General features: G+C 68.9%; 12 protein-coding genes. 7 read left to right on the top strand and 5 right to left on the bottom strand.

Translation table 11 applies throughout. The features are described from left to right. Positions 1-2: 2 nt before the first annotated feature. Genes nirB through LGN17_RS15910 form a run of 3 tightly spaced genes read left to right on the top strand, consistent with a single transcriptional unit; the run spans position 3 to position 7187 of the window. A complete protein-coding gene (nirB, locus tag LGN17_RS15920; protein WP_226197646.1) occupies positions 3-2600 on the top strand; it encodes a nitrite reductase large subunit NirB in 2598 nt (865 codons plus the stop codon). A gap of 38 nt (positions 2601-2638) precedes the next feature. Further along, complete coding sequence (gene nirD / locus LGN17_RS15915) at positions 2639-2986, top strand: nitrite reductase small subunit NirD (protein ID WP_226197645.1); 348 nt, start codon at positions 2639-2641, stop codon at positions 2984-2986. A 16-nt stretch (positions 2987-3002) separates the two neighbouring features. Beyond that, entirely contained in the window at positions 3003-7187 is a 4185-nt protein-coding gene (locus tag LGN17_RS15910) for a bifunctional nitrate reductase/sulfite reductase flavoprotein subunit alpha (RefSeq protein ID WP_226197644.1), read from the top strand. A 43-nt stretch (positions 7188-7230) separates the two neighbouring features. Here LGN17_RS15910 and LGN17_RS15905 read toward each other — a convergent pair whose 3' ends face one another. Both LGN17_RS15905 and LGN17_RS15900 read right to left on the bottom strand, forming a co-directional pair. Beyond that, complete coding sequence (locus LGN17_RS15905) at positions 7231-8007, bottom strand: SDR family oxidoreductase (RefSeq protein ID WP_226197643.1); 777 nt, start codon at positions 8005-8007, stop codon at positions 7231-7233. A 4-nt stretch (positions 8008-8011) separates the two neighbouring features. Next, positions 8012-8449, bottom strand: a complete 438-nt coding sequence (locus LGN17_RS15900) for a GlcG/HbpS family heme-binding protein (protein WP_226197642.1) — start codon at positions 8447-8449, stop codon at positions 8012-8014. A gap of 95 nt (positions 8450-8544) precedes the next feature. Here LGN17_RS15900 and LGN17_RS15895 point away from each other — a divergent pair, with 95 nt between their 5' ends. The 4 genes from LGN17_RS15895 (at position 8545) to LGN17_RS15880 (ending at position 14273) form a co-directional block, all read left to right on the top strand. Then, a complete protein-coding gene (locus tag LGN17_RS15895; RefSeq protein ID WP_226197855.1) occupies positions 8545-9459 on the top strand; it encodes a LysR family transcriptional regulator in 915 nt (304 codons plus the stop codon). An 80-nt stretch (positions 9460-9539) separates the two neighbouring features. Continuing rightward, positions 9540-9974 (top strand): hypothetical protein, encoded by a 435-nt coding sequence (locus LGN17_RS15890; RefSeq protein ID WP_226197641.1) that lies wholly within the window; start codon positions 9540-9542, stop codon positions 9972-9974. A 427-nt stretch (positions 9975-10401) separates the two neighbouring features. Beyond that, positions 10402-12996 (top strand): bifunctional lysylphosphatidylglycerol flippase/synthetase MprF, encoded by a 2595-nt coding sequence (gene mprF / locus LGN17_RS15885; RefSeq protein WP_226197640.1) that lies wholly within the window; start codon positions 10402-10404, stop codon positions 12994-12996. Further along, the gene (locus tag LGN17_RS15880) at positions 12993-14273 is read left to right on the top strand and encodes a virulence factor family protein (protein ID WP_226197639.1); all 1281 of its coding nucleotides are present in this window, start codon (positions 12993-12995) and stop codon (positions 14271-14273) included. The genes mprF and LGN17_RS15880 overlap by 4 nt, the downstream gene beginning before the upstream one ends. A 54-nt stretch (positions 14274-14327) precedes the next feature. On the opposite strand, the gene LGN17_RS15875 is transcribed toward LGN17_RS15880, so the two are convergent. The 3 genes from LGN17_RS15875 to LGN17_RS15865 all read right to left on the bottom strand — a co-directional run bounded on the left by LGN17_RS15875 (position 14328) and on the right by LGN17_RS15865 (position 17133). Further along, a complete protein-coding gene (locus LGN17_RS15875; RefSeq protein WP_226197638.1) occupies positions 14328-14759 on the bottom strand; it encodes a DUF934 domain-containing protein in 432 nt (143 codons plus the stop codon). Further along, on the bottom strand, positions 14756-16540 hold the full coding sequence (locus LGN17_RS15870; protein ID WP_226197637.1) for a nitrite/sulfite reductase: 1785 nt from the start codon (positions 16538-16540) through the stop codon (positions 14756-14758). Before LGN17_RS15870 ends, LGN17_RS15875 begins: the two co-directional genes overlap by 4 nt. A 197-nt stretch (positions 16541-16737) precedes the next feature. Continuing rightward, positions 16738-17133, bottom strand: a complete 396-nt coding sequence (locus LGN17_RS15865; RefSeq protein WP_226197636.1) for a hypothetical protein — start codon at positions 17131-17133, stop codon at positions 16738-16740. Positions 17134-17225: the final 92 nt, after the last annotated feature.

Raw genomic sequence — 17225 nt, 5'->3', positions numbered from 1 at the left:
TCATGAAACTCATCGTCATCGGCCACGGCATGGTCGGCCACAAGCTGCTCGAATGCATCGCGGCGGAAGCGGGCGCCACGGGCGCGCTGCAGGTCACCGTGCTCGGCGAGGAACCTCGCCCGGCGTACGACCGCGTGCACCTGTCCGAATTCTTCGCGGGCAAGTCGGCGGACGACCTGTCGCTCGTCGAACCCGGCTTCTTCGAGCGCCATCCGGCGTTCGACCTGCGCCTGAACGCGCAAGTCGCGTCGATCGACCGCGCCGCGCATACGGTCACGCTCACGTCCGGCGAAACGCTCGCGTACGACAAGCTGGTGCTCGCGACGGGTTCGCGCCCGTTCGTGCCGCCGATGCCGGGGCGCGATCGCGACGGCTGCTTCGTGTACCGGACGATCGAGGACCTCGAAGCGATGCAGGCGTGCGGCGCGCACGCGAAGCGCGGCGTGGTGGTCGGCGGCGGGCTGCTCGGCCTCGAATGCGCGAAAGCGCTGCGCGACATGGGGCTCGACACGCATGTCGTCGAATTCGCGCCGCGGCTGATGGCCGTGCAGGTCGACGACGGCGGCGGCCGGATGCTGCGTGCGAAGATCGAGGCGCTCGGCGTGACCGTGCATACGGGCAAGAACACGCTCGAGATCGTCGATGGCGAAGCAGGCACGCACCGGATGGCGTTTGCCGATGGTTCGCACCTCGACGCCGACATGATCGTGTTCTCGGCCGGCATCCGCGCACGCGACGAACTGGCCCGCGCATGCGGGCTCGACATCGGCCCGCGCGGCGGCGTCGCGATCGACGACGCCTGCCGCACGAGCGACGCCGACATCTACGCGATCGGCGAATGCGCGGCCTGGAACGGCATGGTGTACGGCCTCGTCGCGCCCGGCTACGACATGGCGCGCGTGGTCGCGAAGCAGCTCGGCGGCGATGCGAACGGTGCAGCGGCGGCCGTATTCGCGGGCGCCGACATGAGCACGAAGCTGAAGCTGATGGGCGTGGACGTCGCAAGCATCGGCGACGCGCACGGCACGACCGCGGGCAGCCGCACCTATCAGTACGCGGACGAACGCCGCCAGGTCTACAAGAAGCTCGTGGTGTCCGACTGCGGCAGGTTCCTGCACGGCGCGGTGATGGTCGGCGACGCGGCCGAATACGGCACGCTGCTGCAGATGATGCTGAACCGCATCGAGCTACCCGAGTCGCCGGAATTCCTGATCCTGCCGTCGTCGGACGGCGTCGCGAAGCCGGCGATCGGCGTCGACGCGCTGCCTGCGGCCGCCCAGATCTGCTCGTGCAACAACGTGTCGAAGTCGCAAATCTGCACGGCGGTCTCGGACGGTGCGACCAGCCTCGGCGCGCTGAAGTCGTGCACGGGCGCGGGCACGTCGTGCGGCGGCTGTGTGCCGCTCGTCACGCAGATCATGAAGGCCGAGATGAAGAAACAGGGCCTCGCGGTGAACAACCATATCTGCGAGCACTTCCCGCATTCGCGCCAGGCGTTGTTTCACCTGATCCGCGTCGAGCGCATCACGACCTTCGACGAACTGCTCGCGAAGCACGGCCACGGCCTCGGCTGCGACGTGTGCAAGCCGGCGGTGGCGGGCATCCTCGCGTCGTGCTTCAACGAATTCGTGCTGAAGAAGGCGCACGCCGGGCTGCAGGATTCGAACGACTACTACCTCGCGAACATCCAGCGCGACGGCACGTACTCGGTCGTGCCGCGCATGCCGGGCGGCGAAGTCACGCCGGAAGGGCTGATCGCGGTGGGTCAGGTCGCACGGAAGTACGGGCTCTACACGAAGATCACCGGCGGCCAGCGTGTCGACCTGTTCGGCGCACGCGTCGAGCAGCTGCCGTCGATCTGGGAGGAGCTGATCGCGGCCGGGTTCGAATCGGGCCACGCATACGGCAAGGCGCTGCGCACCGTGAAGTCGTGCGTCGGGTCGACGTGGTGCCGCTACGGCGTCGGCGATTCGGTCGGCCTCGCGATCGACCTCGAGAACCGCTACAAGGGCCTGCGCGCGCCGCACAAGATCAAGTTCGGCGTGTCCGGTTGCACGCGCGAGTGCGCGGAGGCGCAGGGCAAGGACGTCGGCATCATCGCGACCGAGAAGGGCTGGAACCTGTACGTGTGCGGCAACGGCGGGATGAAGCCGCGCCACGCGGAGCTGCTCGCGTCCGACCTCGACCGTGCCACGCTGGTTCGCTACATCGACCGTTTCCTGATGTTCTACGTACGCACCGCCGACCGCTTGCAACGCACCAGCGTGTGGCGCGACAACCTCGAAGGCGGCCTCGACTACCTGGTCGACGTGGTCGTGCACGACAAGCTCGGGATCGGCGCCGAACTCGAAGCCGACATGCAGCAGGTGGTCGACACCTACGAGTGCGAATGGAAGAAGGCCGTCACCGACCCCGACACGCGCAGGCGCTTCCGCCACTTCGTGAACAGCGACGCGCCGGACGAGAACATCGCGTTCGTCGAGACGCGCGGCCAGATTCGCCCCGCGACACCCGACGAGCGCGTGCGCGGCAAGGCCGTGACGATTCCCGTCGTCGCTGCGAGCGCGACGCAGGCCGTGACCGAATCCGCAACCGTTTGATCCCGACCGACACCCGCGTCCTTTCCAAGGAGTCCATCATGAACGATCGTCTTCCGCTGTCCTGGACCCGCGTGTGCCCGCTCGACGAGATCGTGCCGAACACCGGCGTGTGTGCACTCGTCAACGGCGAGCAGGTCGCGGTGTTTCGCGTCGCGCATGCCGAAGCAGGCGGCGTGTTCGCGATCGACAACGTCGATCCCGTGTCGCGGGCGGCCGTGATGTCGCGCGGGCTGATCGGCAGCCTCGGCGAGCGCGTCGTCGTCGCGTCGCCGCTGTACAAGCAGCATTTCGACCTGCGCACCGGCGAATGCGTCGAGGCGCCCGAGCAGTCGGTGCGCGCGTATCCGTCGCGGGTCGAGGACGGCTTCGTGTGGGTCGCGGCCTGAGCGCCCCGGAGCACGCATGAGCGCCACTCCCGTCAAGAGCGTGTGCCCGTACTGCGGCGTCGGCTGCGGGATGGTGCTGCACGTCGAGGCAGGCGAAGTCGTCAAGGTGTCCGGCGACGCCGACCATCCGGCCAACTTCGGGCGGCTGTGCACGAAGGGCTCATCGGCGCACGTCGCGTTGCGCCGTTCGGGGCGGCTCGACCGCGCGTTCGTGCGCCGGGCGCGCGAGGACGACCTGGTGCCGCTGCCGGCGCGCGACGCGATTGCCGAAACCGCGCGCCGCCTGCGCGCGGTGCTCGATGCGCACGGGCCCGACGCGCTGTCGTTCTACGTGTCGGGGCAGATGTCGATCGAGGCGCAATACCTCGTCAACAAGCTCGCGAAGGGCTTCGTCGGCACCCACAACATCGAGTCGAACTCGCGCCTCTGCATGGCGAGCGCGAGCACCGGCTACAAGCAGTCGCTCGGCGCGGACGGCCCGCCCGGGTCGTACCAGGACTTCGATCGCGCGAACCTGTTCTTCGTGATCGGCGCGAACATGACCGATTGCCACCCGATCCTGTTCCTGCGGATGATGGATCGCGTGAAGGCCGGCGCGAAGCTGATCGTCGTCGATCCGCGCCGCACCGGCACGGCCGACAAGGCCGACCTGTTCCTGCAGATCCGGCCGGGCACCGATCTCGCGCTGATCAACGGGCTGCTGCACCTGCTGCATGCGAACGGCTGCACCGATGCGGCGTTCATCGATGCGTACACCGAAGGCTGGGACGCGATGCCCGCGTTCCTCGCCGACTACACGCCCGAGCGCGTCGCGGCGATCACGGGGCTCGCGCAAGCCGACCTGCGCACGGCCGCGCAATGGATCGGCGACGCGCAGGAGTGGATGAGCTGCTGGACGATGGGGCTCAACCAGAGCACGCACGGCGTGTGGAACACCAATGCGATCTGCAACCTGCATCTTGCCACCGGCCGCATCTGCCGCCCCGGCAGCGGGCCGTTCTCGCTGACGGGCCAGCCGAACGCGATGGGCGGGCGCGAGATGGGCTACATGGGGCCGGGGCTGCCGGGGCAGCGTTCGGTGTTGTCCGATGACGACCGCCGTTTCGTCGAGAACCTGTGGCGCGTGCCGGCCGGCACGCTGCGCAAGGAGGCGGGGCAAGGCACGGTCGACCTGTTTTCACGGATGGCGGCCGGCGACGTCAAGGCATGCTGGATCATCTGCACGAACCCGGTCGCCACGGTGCCGAACCGGCGAAACGTGATCGCCGGGTTGCAGGCCGCCGAGCTCGTGATCGCGCAGGATGCATTCCTCGACACCGAGACCAACCGCTATGCGGACATCCTGCTGCCCGGCGCGCTGTGGGCCGAGGGCGACGGCGTGATGGTCAACTCCGAGCGCAACATGACGCTGATGCGCGCCGCGATCGCGCCGCCGGGCGACGCGCTGCCCGACTGGCGCATCGTCGCGGAAGTCGCGCGCGCGATGGGCTTCGGCGATGCGTTCGACTACGCGTCGGCGGCCGACGTGTTCGACGAGATCGTCCGTTTCTCGAATCCGGCGACCGGCTACGACCTGCGCGGCGCGAGCCATGCGGCGCTGCGCGACGGGCCCGTGCAGTGGCCGGTCGCGCCGGGCACCGCGCGCGAGCGGCACCCGATCCGCTACCTGAACGACGGCGTGAGCCAGACGCTGCGCCCTTCAGCCGACGGCAACGACGCGCCGCGCGTCGCGTTCCCGACACCGTCGGGCAAGGCGCGCTTCTTCGCCCGGCCGCACGTCGATCCGGCCGAGCTGCCCGACGATACGTTCCCGATCGTGCTGAACACCGGGCGGCTGCAGCATCAATGGCACACGATGACCAAGACGGGCAAGGTCGCGATGCTGAACAAGCTCAACCCGCGCCCGTTCGTCGAACTGCACCCGGACGATGCGAGCGCGCTCGGCATCGCCGCGAAGGACAGCGTCGAGATCCGCTCGGCGCGTGGCCGCGCGGTGCTGCCGGCCGTCGTGACCGGGCGCGTGCGGCGCGGCAACTGCTTCGCGCCGATGCACTGGAACGACGTGTACGGCGACGACCTGTGCATCAACGCGGTGACGAACGACGCGATCGATCCGGAATCGCAGCAACCCGAACTGAAATACTGCGCGGTCGCGCTGCGGCGCGTCGAGACCGATGCGTTCGCGTCCGCCGCCGACGAGACGGCGCAACCCGGCGCACGCGCCGCCGACGCGCGGCCCGCGCCGGTGATGGCGCAGGCGACCGCTTCACAGGAATCGGACATGGCAGACATCGACACTTTCGCGGCCGCCCTCGGCGTGGCCGACCTCGCGCCGCCGCCGTTGACGGACACCGAACGGCTGTATGTGGCCGGCCTCGTCAGCGGGCTGAAGGCGAGCCCCGGCCGGCGCGAGGGCGGCGTGCCCGTCCTGCCGGCCGGCGCGCCGCTCACGCCGCCGGTGCGGGTCTGGCTCGACGGCATGCTGGCCGGGCTGTTCAGCCGCTCGCTGCCGGCGAATGTGCCGGCAGCGACGCCTGTGCTGCCGGCCGATGCCGGCGCGTCCGCAGGCGTGCGGATCGTGCACGCGCGGCCGAAGGTCGTGCTGCTGTGGGCATCGCAGACCGGAAACATCGAATCGTTGACCGAGGATTACGCGACGCAACTGATGAATGCGGGCTTCGAGATCCGCACCGCGTGCATGTCCGACTATCCGGTGGCGTCGCTCGCCAGTGCGCAATACGTGCTGCTGATGACGAGCACGTTTGGCGATGGCGATGCGCCCGACAACGGCAGCGAATTCTGGGAAGCACTGCAGGCCGGCAGCGCCGCGCGCTTCGATGGCGTGCACTACGCGGTGCTCGCGTTCGGCGATCGCAACTACGACCAGTTCTGCGGCCACGGCCGCCGCCTCGACGCGCGGCTCGCGGAACTCGGCGCGGCGCGGCTCTGCGCACGCGTCGATTGCGACGTCGAATTCCAGCGCGACGCCGACCAGTGGCTCGAACGCGTCGTCGCGCGGATCAAGGAGGCCGATGCGGCGCTGCACGCGGTGCCGACCGGCGGGACGAGCCCGTCGGGGCTGCTGCCGACGAAGGCGCATCCGGCGCCGTCGAGACTCGTCGCGAACTTGCGGCTCAACCGTCCGGGCGCGGCCAAGGACACGCGCTATGTGTCGCTGTCGACCGAAGGCGCGAACCTCGAATACGAAGCCGGCGACGCACTTGGCGTATGGCCGACCAACTGCCCGGAACTGGTCGACGAACTGCTGTCCGTCACCGCGCTGAAGGCCGATGCGCCCGTATCGGTGGCGGGCGTCGGCGACATGCGCCTCGGCGACGCGCTCGCGCGCCACTTCGACATCACGCGCCCGCATCCGGACACGCTTGCCTTCATCGCGTCGCGCAGCGCGAACGGCGCGCTGAAGTCGCTGCTCGGCGACGACCGCAAGCGCGACCTGAAGCAATGGTTGTGGGGGCAACAGCTTGCGGACGTGCTGCACGAGTTCCCGGTCGAGCTGTCGGGCGCCGAACTGGTCGGGATGCTCAAGCGCATGCAGCCGCGCCTCTATTCGATCGCGTCGAGCCCGAGCGCGCACCAGGGCGAGATCCACCTGACCGTGTCGGCCGTGCGTTATCACAACGGCCGCCGTGCGCGCAAAGGCGTCGCGTCGACGTTCCTCGCCGATCGCGCGGATGACGGCCGCGTACCCGTATTCGTGCAGAAGTCCGCGCATTTCCGGCCGCCGGTGAACGGCGACGTGCCGATCGTGATGGTCGGCCCCGGGACCGGCGTCGCGCCGTTCCGCGGCTTCCTGCACGAGCGGCGGGCACGTGGCGCGCGCGGGCGCAACTGGCTGTTCTTCGGCGAGCAGCACGCGCAGACCGACTTCTACTACGGCGACGAACTGGGCGCGATGCGCGACAGCGGCTTCTTGACACGGCTCGACCTGGCGTTCTCGCGCGACCAGGCCGACAAGATCTACGTGCAGGACCGGATGCGCGAGCAGGGCGCCGAGCTGTTCGCGTGGCTGGAGGAAGGCGCGCACTTCTACGTGTGCGGCGATGCCGCGCGGATGGCGAAGGACGTCGACACGGCGCTGAAGGCGGTGGTCGCCGAGCACGGCGGCATGTCGGACGAAGCCGCGAACGACTACGTCGCGCGGCTTTCGAAGGCACGGCGCTACATGCGGGACGTGTACTGAACGCACGGAACGGCGGCGTGCCGTGCGCCGCTCGGCCGGCGGTTTATTGCTGCCGCTCCCACGCGCGCGCCTGTTCGGCGCGCACGAACGCTTCCGACGATGCCGGCAGCAGGTTGCGGAACGCGCCGCCGTCGCTGTCGATCACGTCGACCATCTTCGCGATCATTTCCTCAGGGTCGTGCTGTTCGAGCGGGAACGTCAGCCGCTCGGGCGTCACGGTATGCACGGCCGGGTCGCGCCAGCGTCGCGTCGTTTCCATCATCCGGTCGTTGAAGCCCGTGCTGTACGGGCCGGGGTTCACGACCGCGACCTTGATCCCGTGCGGCGCGAGTTCCGCGTGCATCGCCTCGGCCACCGATTCGACCGCGTGCTTCGACGCGCAATAGGCGCCCGTGAACGGCCCCGTGATCAGGCCCGCGATCGACGATACGAACACGATCTTGCCGTGCCGGCGCGCAAGCATGCCGCGCGCGATCTGCTGCGTGAGTTCGAGCGGCCCGAACACGTTCACGTCGAACAGTTCGCGGACGATCTCGACCGGCAGGTCCACCAGTGCGCCGGCTTCGCCGACGCCCGCGTTGTTCACGAGCACGTCGACGTCGAGCTCGGCCGCGCGGGCGCGATCGTGAGGCGACGTGACGTCGAGCTTGATCGCGCGCAGCGCGGTGCCGCGCTGCGTGGCGACGTCCGCCAGTGCGTCGATTCCGGCGGTGACGCGCACGCCGGCCGTCACGTCGTGACCGCGTTCGGCGAGGCGCAGCGCGACTTCGCGGCCGAAGCCGGTGCCCGCGCCGGTGATGAGGATGCGTTTCGGTGCCATGTGCTTACCTTGTGGAGTGGAACGTTGCCGGAAAGCGGTCGCGGCAGTGCTGCGCGATCGCGGTGTCTTCGTCGACGCTGCCGCCCGAGATGCCGATCGCGCCGACGCAGCGCCCGTCGCTGTCGACGAGCGGTTCGCCGCCGCCGAACGTGACGAGCCCGCCGTGGCTGTGTTCGATGCCGCGCAGCGGACCGTCGCCCGACATCGCACCCAGCGCGCCGGTCGATGCGCGGAAGCGGACCGCCGTCAGCGCCTTGCGTTGCGCGAGATCGATCGCGCCGAGCAAGCAGTCGTCGGTGCGCGCGAACGCGAGCAGGTTCGCGCCGGCATCGACGACGGCGATGGCGATGCCAGCGACCTGCAGCGATGCGGCATGCGCCAGTGCCGCGTCGATCGTGCGGCGGGCGGCCACGAGCGGCAGCGCGGCGGTGAGCGGGTTCATGCGAGGCTCCGATGGGACGACAGGGCTAGTGTAGGCAGTTGCGGTATATGCGAGAATTCGCATTCCGCTCGAAGGCGTTTCAAGTTTTTTTAATGATGAGCAGACGCGATCCGATGGCCGGGCTGCACGTGTTCATGACCGTCGCGACGGCCGGCAACTTCACGCGTGCCGCCGCCGCACTGGGCCTGACGCCGGCGGCCGTCAGCCTCGCGATCGGGCAACTCGAGGGCGAGCTGAACGTGAAGCTGTTCAATCGCAGCACGCGCGGCGTGAGCCTGACGGAAGCCGGCCAGCGCTACTGGCGGCAGACGGAGCCTGCGTACCGGCAGGTCATGCAGGCTCGCGACGAGCTGAAGGATGCACGCAGCGAGCCGAACGGGGTGTTGCGCGTGACCGCGCTGCCGCTCGCGCGTACGCTCGTGATCGCGCCGGTGCTCGCCACGTTCCGCGAACGCTACCCGAAAGTCCGGCTCGAGATCCGCTACGAGAACGAACTGGTCGATATCGCGAAGGACGGGTTCGATGCGGGGATTCGCTTGGCCGACCGGTTGCAGCCGGGCATGATCGGCGTGCGGATCGCGCCGGCGTTGACGTGTGCGCTGGTTGCGTCGCCCGGTTATCTGGCGCGGCATGGCGCGCCGGCGTCGATTGCCGGGCTCGAGCGGCATGCGTGCATCCGCTTCCGGTTCTCGGAGAGCGGACGCCTGCACAAATGGCTGTTGCGCGACGGGCAGCGCGATGTCGACCTCGATCCGGACGGCGTGTTCGTGACGAACGACGCCGACGCGGTGATCGATGCGGCGCGCGAGGGTGTCGGCATCGCGTTCGCGTTCATGCGCGAGCGGATCGAGCAGGACTTGCGCGCCGGTACGCTCGTCGAGGTGCTGCCCGGCGCATGCCGCACGCTGCCCCCGATGTGGCTGTACTACGTCAATCGCAAGCACGTGCCGGCCAAGCTGCGTGCGTTCATCGACGTGCTGCGCGAACGCAACGGCGTGGACGGCGCGTAGCCGCATCGGCCGGACGGCTGCAGCGATGCGGCCGTCGGCGCATGATGGCGGCTCCACCCACGAAGCCATGGAGTCGCGTCATGACGGCATTCCCGTATTTCCCGATTCGACCCCTTGCAATCGCTGCAGTGCTGGCCGGCGCCGCGATCGGTGGCGCACCGGCCATCGGCCAGACGTCGACCGTGCCGGCCGGATCGGCTGCCGCGACGCCCGACAACGCGGTACTGCTCACGGTATTCCTGAAACACGACCAGTCGCGCCCGCTTGCCGAGCTGAATGCGCAGCTCGCGAAACAGGGGTTCTACAAGGCGTTTCCGCCGCCGGGCGTGGAGGTGGTGAGCTGGACCGTGACGATGGGGATCGGGCAGATCGTCGTGCTGCGGTTGCCGGCGTCGCGGCTGCGCGAGGTCAATCGGGTGCTCGAGGATACGGCGTGGGGCGCGTATCGGACGGAGTTCTATCCGACCTACGACTACAAGGCGATCGGGTTGGGGGAGCATGAGCGGGCGGAGTAATGGACCGGTGTGTTCCCGGGTCGGGAGACGGTAGGCGCCCGTCACACGGATCAACCCGTCCCCATTTCCAAAGTGGTGAACTGGCCCGTGAATCCGTGCTCGTCCACGCAGCCCGACCGGGAGAATTTCTCCCAATTCCGCTACCGGCCATTCATCCGATGAAAAAACCCCTCCGGTTCCCGGTATGATGCGCACCTTGCGTTGATCGGACGCACAATTTTTGATGCGATATTTACGCACGCGGCACCACAAATCCGCACAATCCGGACTTGAAAGATTCTGTAATATAAATTCCGTATACTCGTAAGTTCTGATCCAGGCGCCGCCAACCATTTCCGTCGGCCGGCCGCCCAAGCAGAACAACCAGATACGTCGCCGCCTGGCCGTCTTGCGCCGCGACACGCTATGCACCACCACTGAACAACCTATGTCTTCCCGCCACTCTGGTTCGCCCGGCCGCGCCGCGGCGGTGATCGCCCGTTTCCGGGCGCTGATCCGCAACGAGCGTGTGCTGTCGCCGCTGCTCGCGCTCGGCATCGGCCTGCTGCTGATCGTGGTTTTCCAGCACCTGTCGGAATCCGTCGACTACCGGTCGGTGATCCGCCAGCTGCGCCACATGTCCGCCGGCGAGTGGGGCGCGTCGCTGGCCGCGACGGCCCTCAGCTATCTCGCGCTCGTCGCTCGCGACGCGGTCGGCCTGCGCTACGTCGCCGCGAAGGTGCCGCGCGTCGCGTTGTGGATCGGCGCGATCGCCGGGTCCGCGCTCGGTAACGCGACCGGTTTCGGCGCGCTGACGGGCGGCGCGGTGCGTGCACGCGTGTACGGCGTGTCGGGCGTCACGCCCGCGCAGATCGGCCGGATGACGGTGTTCACGAGCGGCACGCTGGCGCTCGCGATGGTGTTGATGACGGCGGTCGGCATGGTCTGCGTGCCGGAAGCGCTCGCCGCGATGCTGCACGTCGCGCCCGGCGTGCTGACGTGGACCGGCGCGGCGCTGCTGGTGGTGCTGGCCGCGATGGTCGTGATGTGCGGCAACGCCGCACGCCCGGTCGTCACGCGCTTCAAGTGGCTGTCGTTCGACGTGCCGGCGCGACGCGATCTCGTCGCGCAGGTCGTGTATGCGGTACTCGACGTCGTCGCGGCGGGCCTGACGCTGTGGGTGTTGCTGCCGGCCGCGCCGGTCGGCTTCCCGACCTTCATTACCGTTTACGCCGCGGCGTTGCTGCTCGGGATGATCGGCCATACGCCGGGCGGGATCGGCGTGTTCGAAGCGGCGATGGTCTTCACGCTCGGTCGCGAAGTGCCGCCGCACGCGATGGTCGCCGCGCTGATCGCGTATCGCGCGATCTACTTCGGCGTGCCGCTCGTGCTGTCGGCCGGCCTGCTGGCCGGTTTCGAAGGCCGCGCGCTGCGGCGCCGGCTCGTGACGCGGCAGGCCGTGCGCGTGTCGCAGCTCGCACCGGTGTTCCTGAGCCTCGTGACGTTCGCGGTCGGCGGGATGCTGGTGATCTCGAGCGCGACGCCCGCGTTCTGGCACCGGATCGCGATCCTGCGCCACCTCGTGCCGCTGTGGGTGCTCGAAGGCTCGCAGGTGATCTGCAGCGTGCTCGGCGTCGCATTGCTGTTCGTCGCGCGCGGGCTGCTGCGCCGCCTCGACGGCGCATGGTGGATGACCTTCGCGCTGACGCTCGCGAGCCTCGCGCTGTCGCTGGCGAAGGGCCTCGCGTTCGTCGAGGCCGGCGTGCTCGGCACGCTGCTGGTGCTGCTGCTGGTCAGCCGTCGCCGCTTCAATCGCCATTCGTCGCTGCTGGCCGAGCGCTTCACGGTGAGCTGGTTCGTGTCGGTGGCGATGGTGCTGATGCTGGCCGTATGGGTGCTGTTCTTCGCGTTCCGCGACGTGCCGTACACACGCGAGCTGTGGTCGCATTTCTCGTTCGACGCGCGTGCGCCGCGTGCGCTGCGCGCAACGCTCGCGGCCGGCGTGTTCGTCGCGCTGTTCGCGCTGTGGCAATTGCTGCGCCCGGCGCCGGGCCGGTTCGTGAAGCCCGCGGAGCAGGACCTGTCGGATGCCGAACGGATCATCCGCGCGCAGGAATGCAGCGATGCGGGCCTCGCGCTGATGGGCGACAAGTCGTTCCTGTTCTCGGAGTCCCGCCGGGCGTTCCTGATGTATGCGAAGAACGGCCGCACGTGGGCCGCGCTGCACGACCCGGTCGGGCCGCGCGAGGAATGGCCGGCATTGATCAGCAAGTTCATCGCGCTCGCACACGCGCATAGCGGCCGGGCGGCGTTCTACCAGGTGCGCGCGAACGCGCTGCCGCTGTATCTCGATGCGGGGCTCACGCTGATGAAGCTCGGCGAGGAAGCGCATATCGCGCTCGACCAGTTCGACCTGAAAGGTTCGAACCGCTCGCACCTGCGCTACGCGCTGCGCCGCGGCGACAAGGACGCGTTGACGGTCGAGGTGATTGCGCCGAGCGACGTGCCGGCCGCGCTGCCGGCGCTGCGCGACATCTCGGACGGCTGGCTCGACAGCCGCGACGCGCGCGAGAAGAGCTTCTCGGTCGCCGCGTTCCACGACGGCTATCTGGCGACGCAGTCGGTGATGCTCGTGCGGCAGGCCGACAAGCCGATCGCGTTCGTCACGTTCATGACGACCGACCTCAACACCGAGGCGACGGTCGGCGTGATGCGCCATCTGCCGGAGGCGTCGCCGTACGCGATGGAATATCTGTTTACGCAGCTCGCGCTGCATCTGAAGGAAGCGGGCTTCCGCAAGCTGAGCCTGGGTATCGCGCCGTTCTCGGGGATGGGGGCGGCGAAGATGCCGTCGCCGTTGCACCGGATCGGCCTGATGGTCTGGCGCTTCGGCGGCCGCTTCTACAATTTCCGCGGCTTGCGCGCATTCAAGAGCAAGTTCGAACCGCACTGGGAGCCGCGTTACCTCGCGGCCTCGGGCACGGTCGGCGTGTTTGTCACGCTGGCGGATCTGTCATTGCTGGCGGGAGGTCGGCGTTCATGATGTTGAAGAAGGGAATCGCGCGGGCGGCAGCCGCCTGCGCTGCAATGATGCTGGCCGGCGCCGCGTGCGCCACGCAACCGGCCGCCGTGAAGGCCGAAACCGTGTCGGGCGGCCGCTACGGGCCCGTGACCGTGACCAAACCCAGCGGGCCGTTGCGCGGCTTCGTCGTGCTGTTCTCGCGCGAGGCCGGCTGGAATGCGGCCGACCAGCAGGCCGCCGATGCGCTCGCGAAGGCCGGTGCGATGACGGTCGGCGTCGATTCGGAGCGTTATGCGATGAATCTCGCCGCGAAGCCGGAGACCTGCCACCACCTCGACGGCGACGCCGAAGCGGTCAGCCACCAGCTCGAACGCCTTGCGCAATCGTCGCGCTATTTCACGCCGATCGTCGCGGGCGTGGGTCAGGGCGGCGCGATCGCGAAGCAGATCCTGTCGATGGCGCCGGAGAACACGATCGCCGGTGTCGTATCGGTCGATCCGGCTGCCAAGCTCGATCCGCGCTTCAAGCCGTGCCCGCCCGATCCGACGATCGTGCGCCGCGCGATGCCGGGCTTCGTCGAAACGGCGGCCTCGGGCGATTCCGCGAAGCTCGTGTCGCTCGTCACGTCGCATCTGCGGGACACCGGCAGCGGCGACGAACTCGACGTGTCGGACCTGCCGCTCGTCGAACTGCCGGCCAAGGGGGGCAACGGCCAGCTCGCGATCGTGATCTCGGGTGACGGCGGCTGGCGCGATCTCGACAAGACGATCGCCGAGGCGCTGCAGCGCGACGGCGTGTCGGTGGTCGGCATCGACAGCCTGCGCTATTTCTGGAGCGAGAAGCCGCCGGCGCAGGTGAGCCGCGATCTCGCGCGCGTGATGCGCACCTACATGGCGCGCTGGCATGCGAACCGCGTGGCGCTGGTCGGCTATTCGTTCGGCGCCGACGTGATGCCGTTCGCGTACAACCGGCTGCCGGCCGACCTGCGCGACAAGGTCGCCGTGATGTCGCTGCTCGGCTTCGCGCCGGCCGCCGATTTCCAGATCCGCGTGACGGGCTGGCTCGGCATGCCCGCGAGCGACAAGGCGCTGAAGGTCGCGCCGGAAATCGCGAAGGTGCCGCCGCAACTCGTGCAGTGCTTCTATGGCGCGGAAGAGAAGGACACGATGTGTCCGGCGCTCGTGAACACGGGCGCCGACGTGATCAAGACGCAGGGCGATCACCACTTCGGCCGCGACTATATCGCGCTCGAGAAGAAGATCCTCGGCGCGTTCGGCAAGCCGGTCGCGGCGCGCTGAACGCCGGCCGGTAGCTTCCGGTTCATCGTACGGGCGGCCTGCGGGCCGCCCGTTTCATTTTCCGGCTGGCGTTGCCGCGTTCTGCTGCGGCGTCGCCCCTCGCGCATCGTGCTGGTAGAAGCCCGGAAACCGGTCGAGCTGGCGCCGCGCGGCCGCGATGTCCGTGCCGTCGACGAGCACCGCGCTCGAAAACCCCGTGCGTTCCATCAGCAGCAACTGGTCGACCAGCACATCGCCGGTCGCGCGCAGGTCGCCGGCGAAACCGTAGCGCTTGCGCAGCAGGTACGCCTGGCTGTACGCGCGACCGTCGGTGAACGACGGAAATGCCAGGTCGATGCGCGCAGCCCGCGCGATGTGTTCGGCGAGCGGCGGCAGTTCCTCGTCGTTGCCGATCGTCAGCGTCGCGTCGTCGTGCCGCGGCGTGTCGCCGGCGTGTTCGGCCGGCGTCAACAGCCGGATACGTGCGGTAGGGTGCGCCTGCTTCATGCGTGCTCCTCCTGATGGCGCGCAGCGTTCGCGGCGGCCTTGAAGGGTTCCGTGCCGATGCGGCGGACGGTGTCGATGAATCGTTCGCTGCGACCGTCGTCGTCGTTTCGCGCGTCGAGATACGCGTTGACGATCGCATCGACGACATCGACGATCTCGTCCGCCGAAAACGACGGGCCGATCACCTTGCCCGGCCGCGCGGGACCGCTCGCGCTCGAGCCGTCCGAGCCGCCGAGCGTGACCTGGTACCACTCGGCGCCGTCCTTGTCGACGCCGAGGATGCCGAGGTGGCCGCTGTGGTGATGGCCGCACGAGTTGATGCAGCCGCTGATGTGCAGGTCGATGTCGCCGACGTCGTGCAGCATGTCGAGATCCTGGAAGCGCTCGGCGATCGCATCGGCGATCGGGATCGAGCGTGCATTCGCGAGCGCGCAGAAGTCACCGCCCGGGCACGCGATCATGTCCGTCAGGAGTCCGACGTTCGCGCTGGCGAGCCCGATCGCGCGCGCGTTTTCCCACAGCAGGAACAGGTCGTCGACATGCACCCACGGCAGCACGACGTTCTGCGTGTGCGTGACGCGAGCCTCGCCGGCCGAGAAACGGTCGGCGAGATCGGCGAGTGCATCGAGCTGGTCCGGCGATGCGTCGCCCGGCGCCTGCAGGCGGCGCTTGAACGACAGCGTGACGATGCGAAGCGCCGGATCGCGGTGGTCGGCCACATTGCGCGTGAGCCAGCGCGCGAAGGCCGGGTGGCGCGCCGCCTGGGCGGACATGCGCAGGTTCGCGTCGCGCAGGCTGACCGTGCGCGGTCTGAGCCGCGGCGGGACGAACGAGGCGGCGACGCGGTCGAACTCGACCTGCGCAATCGTGTGCAGTCCGCCGTCGTGATCGACGATCTGGCGAAACTCCTCCTCGACCTCGTCGATGTAGCGCTGCCCCTCCGTCTTCACGAGGATCTTGATGCGCGCCTTGTACTTGTTGTCGCGCCGTCCATAGCGGTTGTACACGCGGACGATCGCCTCGATGTAGTTCATCACGTGCTGCCACGGCAGGAACGCGCGCAGCAGCGTCGCGATCATCGGCGTGCGGCCCATCCCGCCGCCGACGCTCACACGAAAGCCGAGTTCGCCCGCGTCGTCGCGCACGAGCTTCAGCCCGACATCGTGCCAGTCGGTGGCTGCGCGGTCTTCGGTTGCGCAGGTGATCGCGATCTTGAACTTGCGCGGCAGGAACGCGAACTCGGGGTGCAGCGTCGTCCACTGGCGCATCACCTCGGCGAACGGGCGCGGATCGGCGATCTCGTCCGGTGCGACGCCGGCGCGCTCGTCGCACGAGATATTGCGGATGCAGTTGCCGCTCGTCTGGATGCCGTGCATGTCGACGGTCGCGAGCAGGTCCATCACATCGGCGGCCTTGTCAAGCGGAATCCAGTTGAACTGCACGTTGGTGCGGGTCGTGAAGTGCGCGCTGCGGGTCGGCAGGCGCAGCGTGCCGAGCAAGGCCTGCGCGTCGGATGCGGCGCGGTAAGTGGCGTCGTCCGGCACGTCGTAGTCGCGCGCGATCCGCGCGAGCACGCGCAGCTGCGCGCTCGACAGTTCGCCGTACGGGACGGCCACGCGCAGCATCGGCGCGTGGCGCTGCACGTACCAGCCGTTCTGCAGGCGCAGCGGCCGGAACGCCTCTTCGCTCAGCGTGCCCTGCTGCCAGCGTTCGAGCTGGTCGCGAAACTGGGCGGCGCGGCTGTGCACGAGCGCCCGGTCGAAAACGGTATATCGATACATGACGTGATACGCGAGAGGAGCCGCGACGCGAAGCGCGTGGCTCGGGAGAGAGGTTGCGACGGATGTCGGGCAACCGCAGACAGCGTAGGGAACGCGGCGAGGCGGGACAAGCAGCAGATGGGGACGAAAAGGGCGCAGCAGATGGCCGGCGCGACGCCGGCGCGGGCCGGGCATGCGTGCGTGCCCGTGGCGGGTGTTCAGGCGGCGGCGTCGACGACGAGCGCCGGATCGAGCGCGCGGATGCGCTGGTCGATGAAGTAGCCGCCGCCTTCCTGGTAGCGCAGGAACAGGCGGCCGCACGAGCGGCAGCGGTTGACGGTGCAGCGGTTGTACGGGAAATGGCGCAGTGCGATCGGCGCGTCGTCCGACGCGTAGCGCGTGCCGGCCGGGTGATGTTCGGCGTGGGTCGGCTCCGTCTCGCCCGGCGGCGCGAGCGTGGCGACTTCGGTCAGTTGCGCGTCCTGCAGCGACAGCGGCAGGGTCGTCCATCCGGCGAGCGGCGTTCTCGTGCAGGCGCACGGCCGCGTGACGTGCGCGGCTTCAGCGGCCAGTTTCAACAGCGCGTCGTGATCGAGGTAGGGCAGTTGACTCATGGGCAATCGTGAGGAGCGGCGGGATCGGCACTGTAACCCGCGTGCGGGTCGCGTGCAGCACCGTGACGCAGGCAGGGTGCACCGCGTGAGAC

Source organism: Burkholderia sp. AU30280 (genome assembly GCF_020420125.1).
Classification (GTDB): Bacteria; Pseudomonadota; Gammaproteobacteria; order Burkholderiales; family Burkholderiaceae; genus Burkholderia.
The sequence above is the reverse complement of the archived record's forward strand: the minus strand, read 5'-3'. Positions and strand labels throughout refer to the sequence as shown.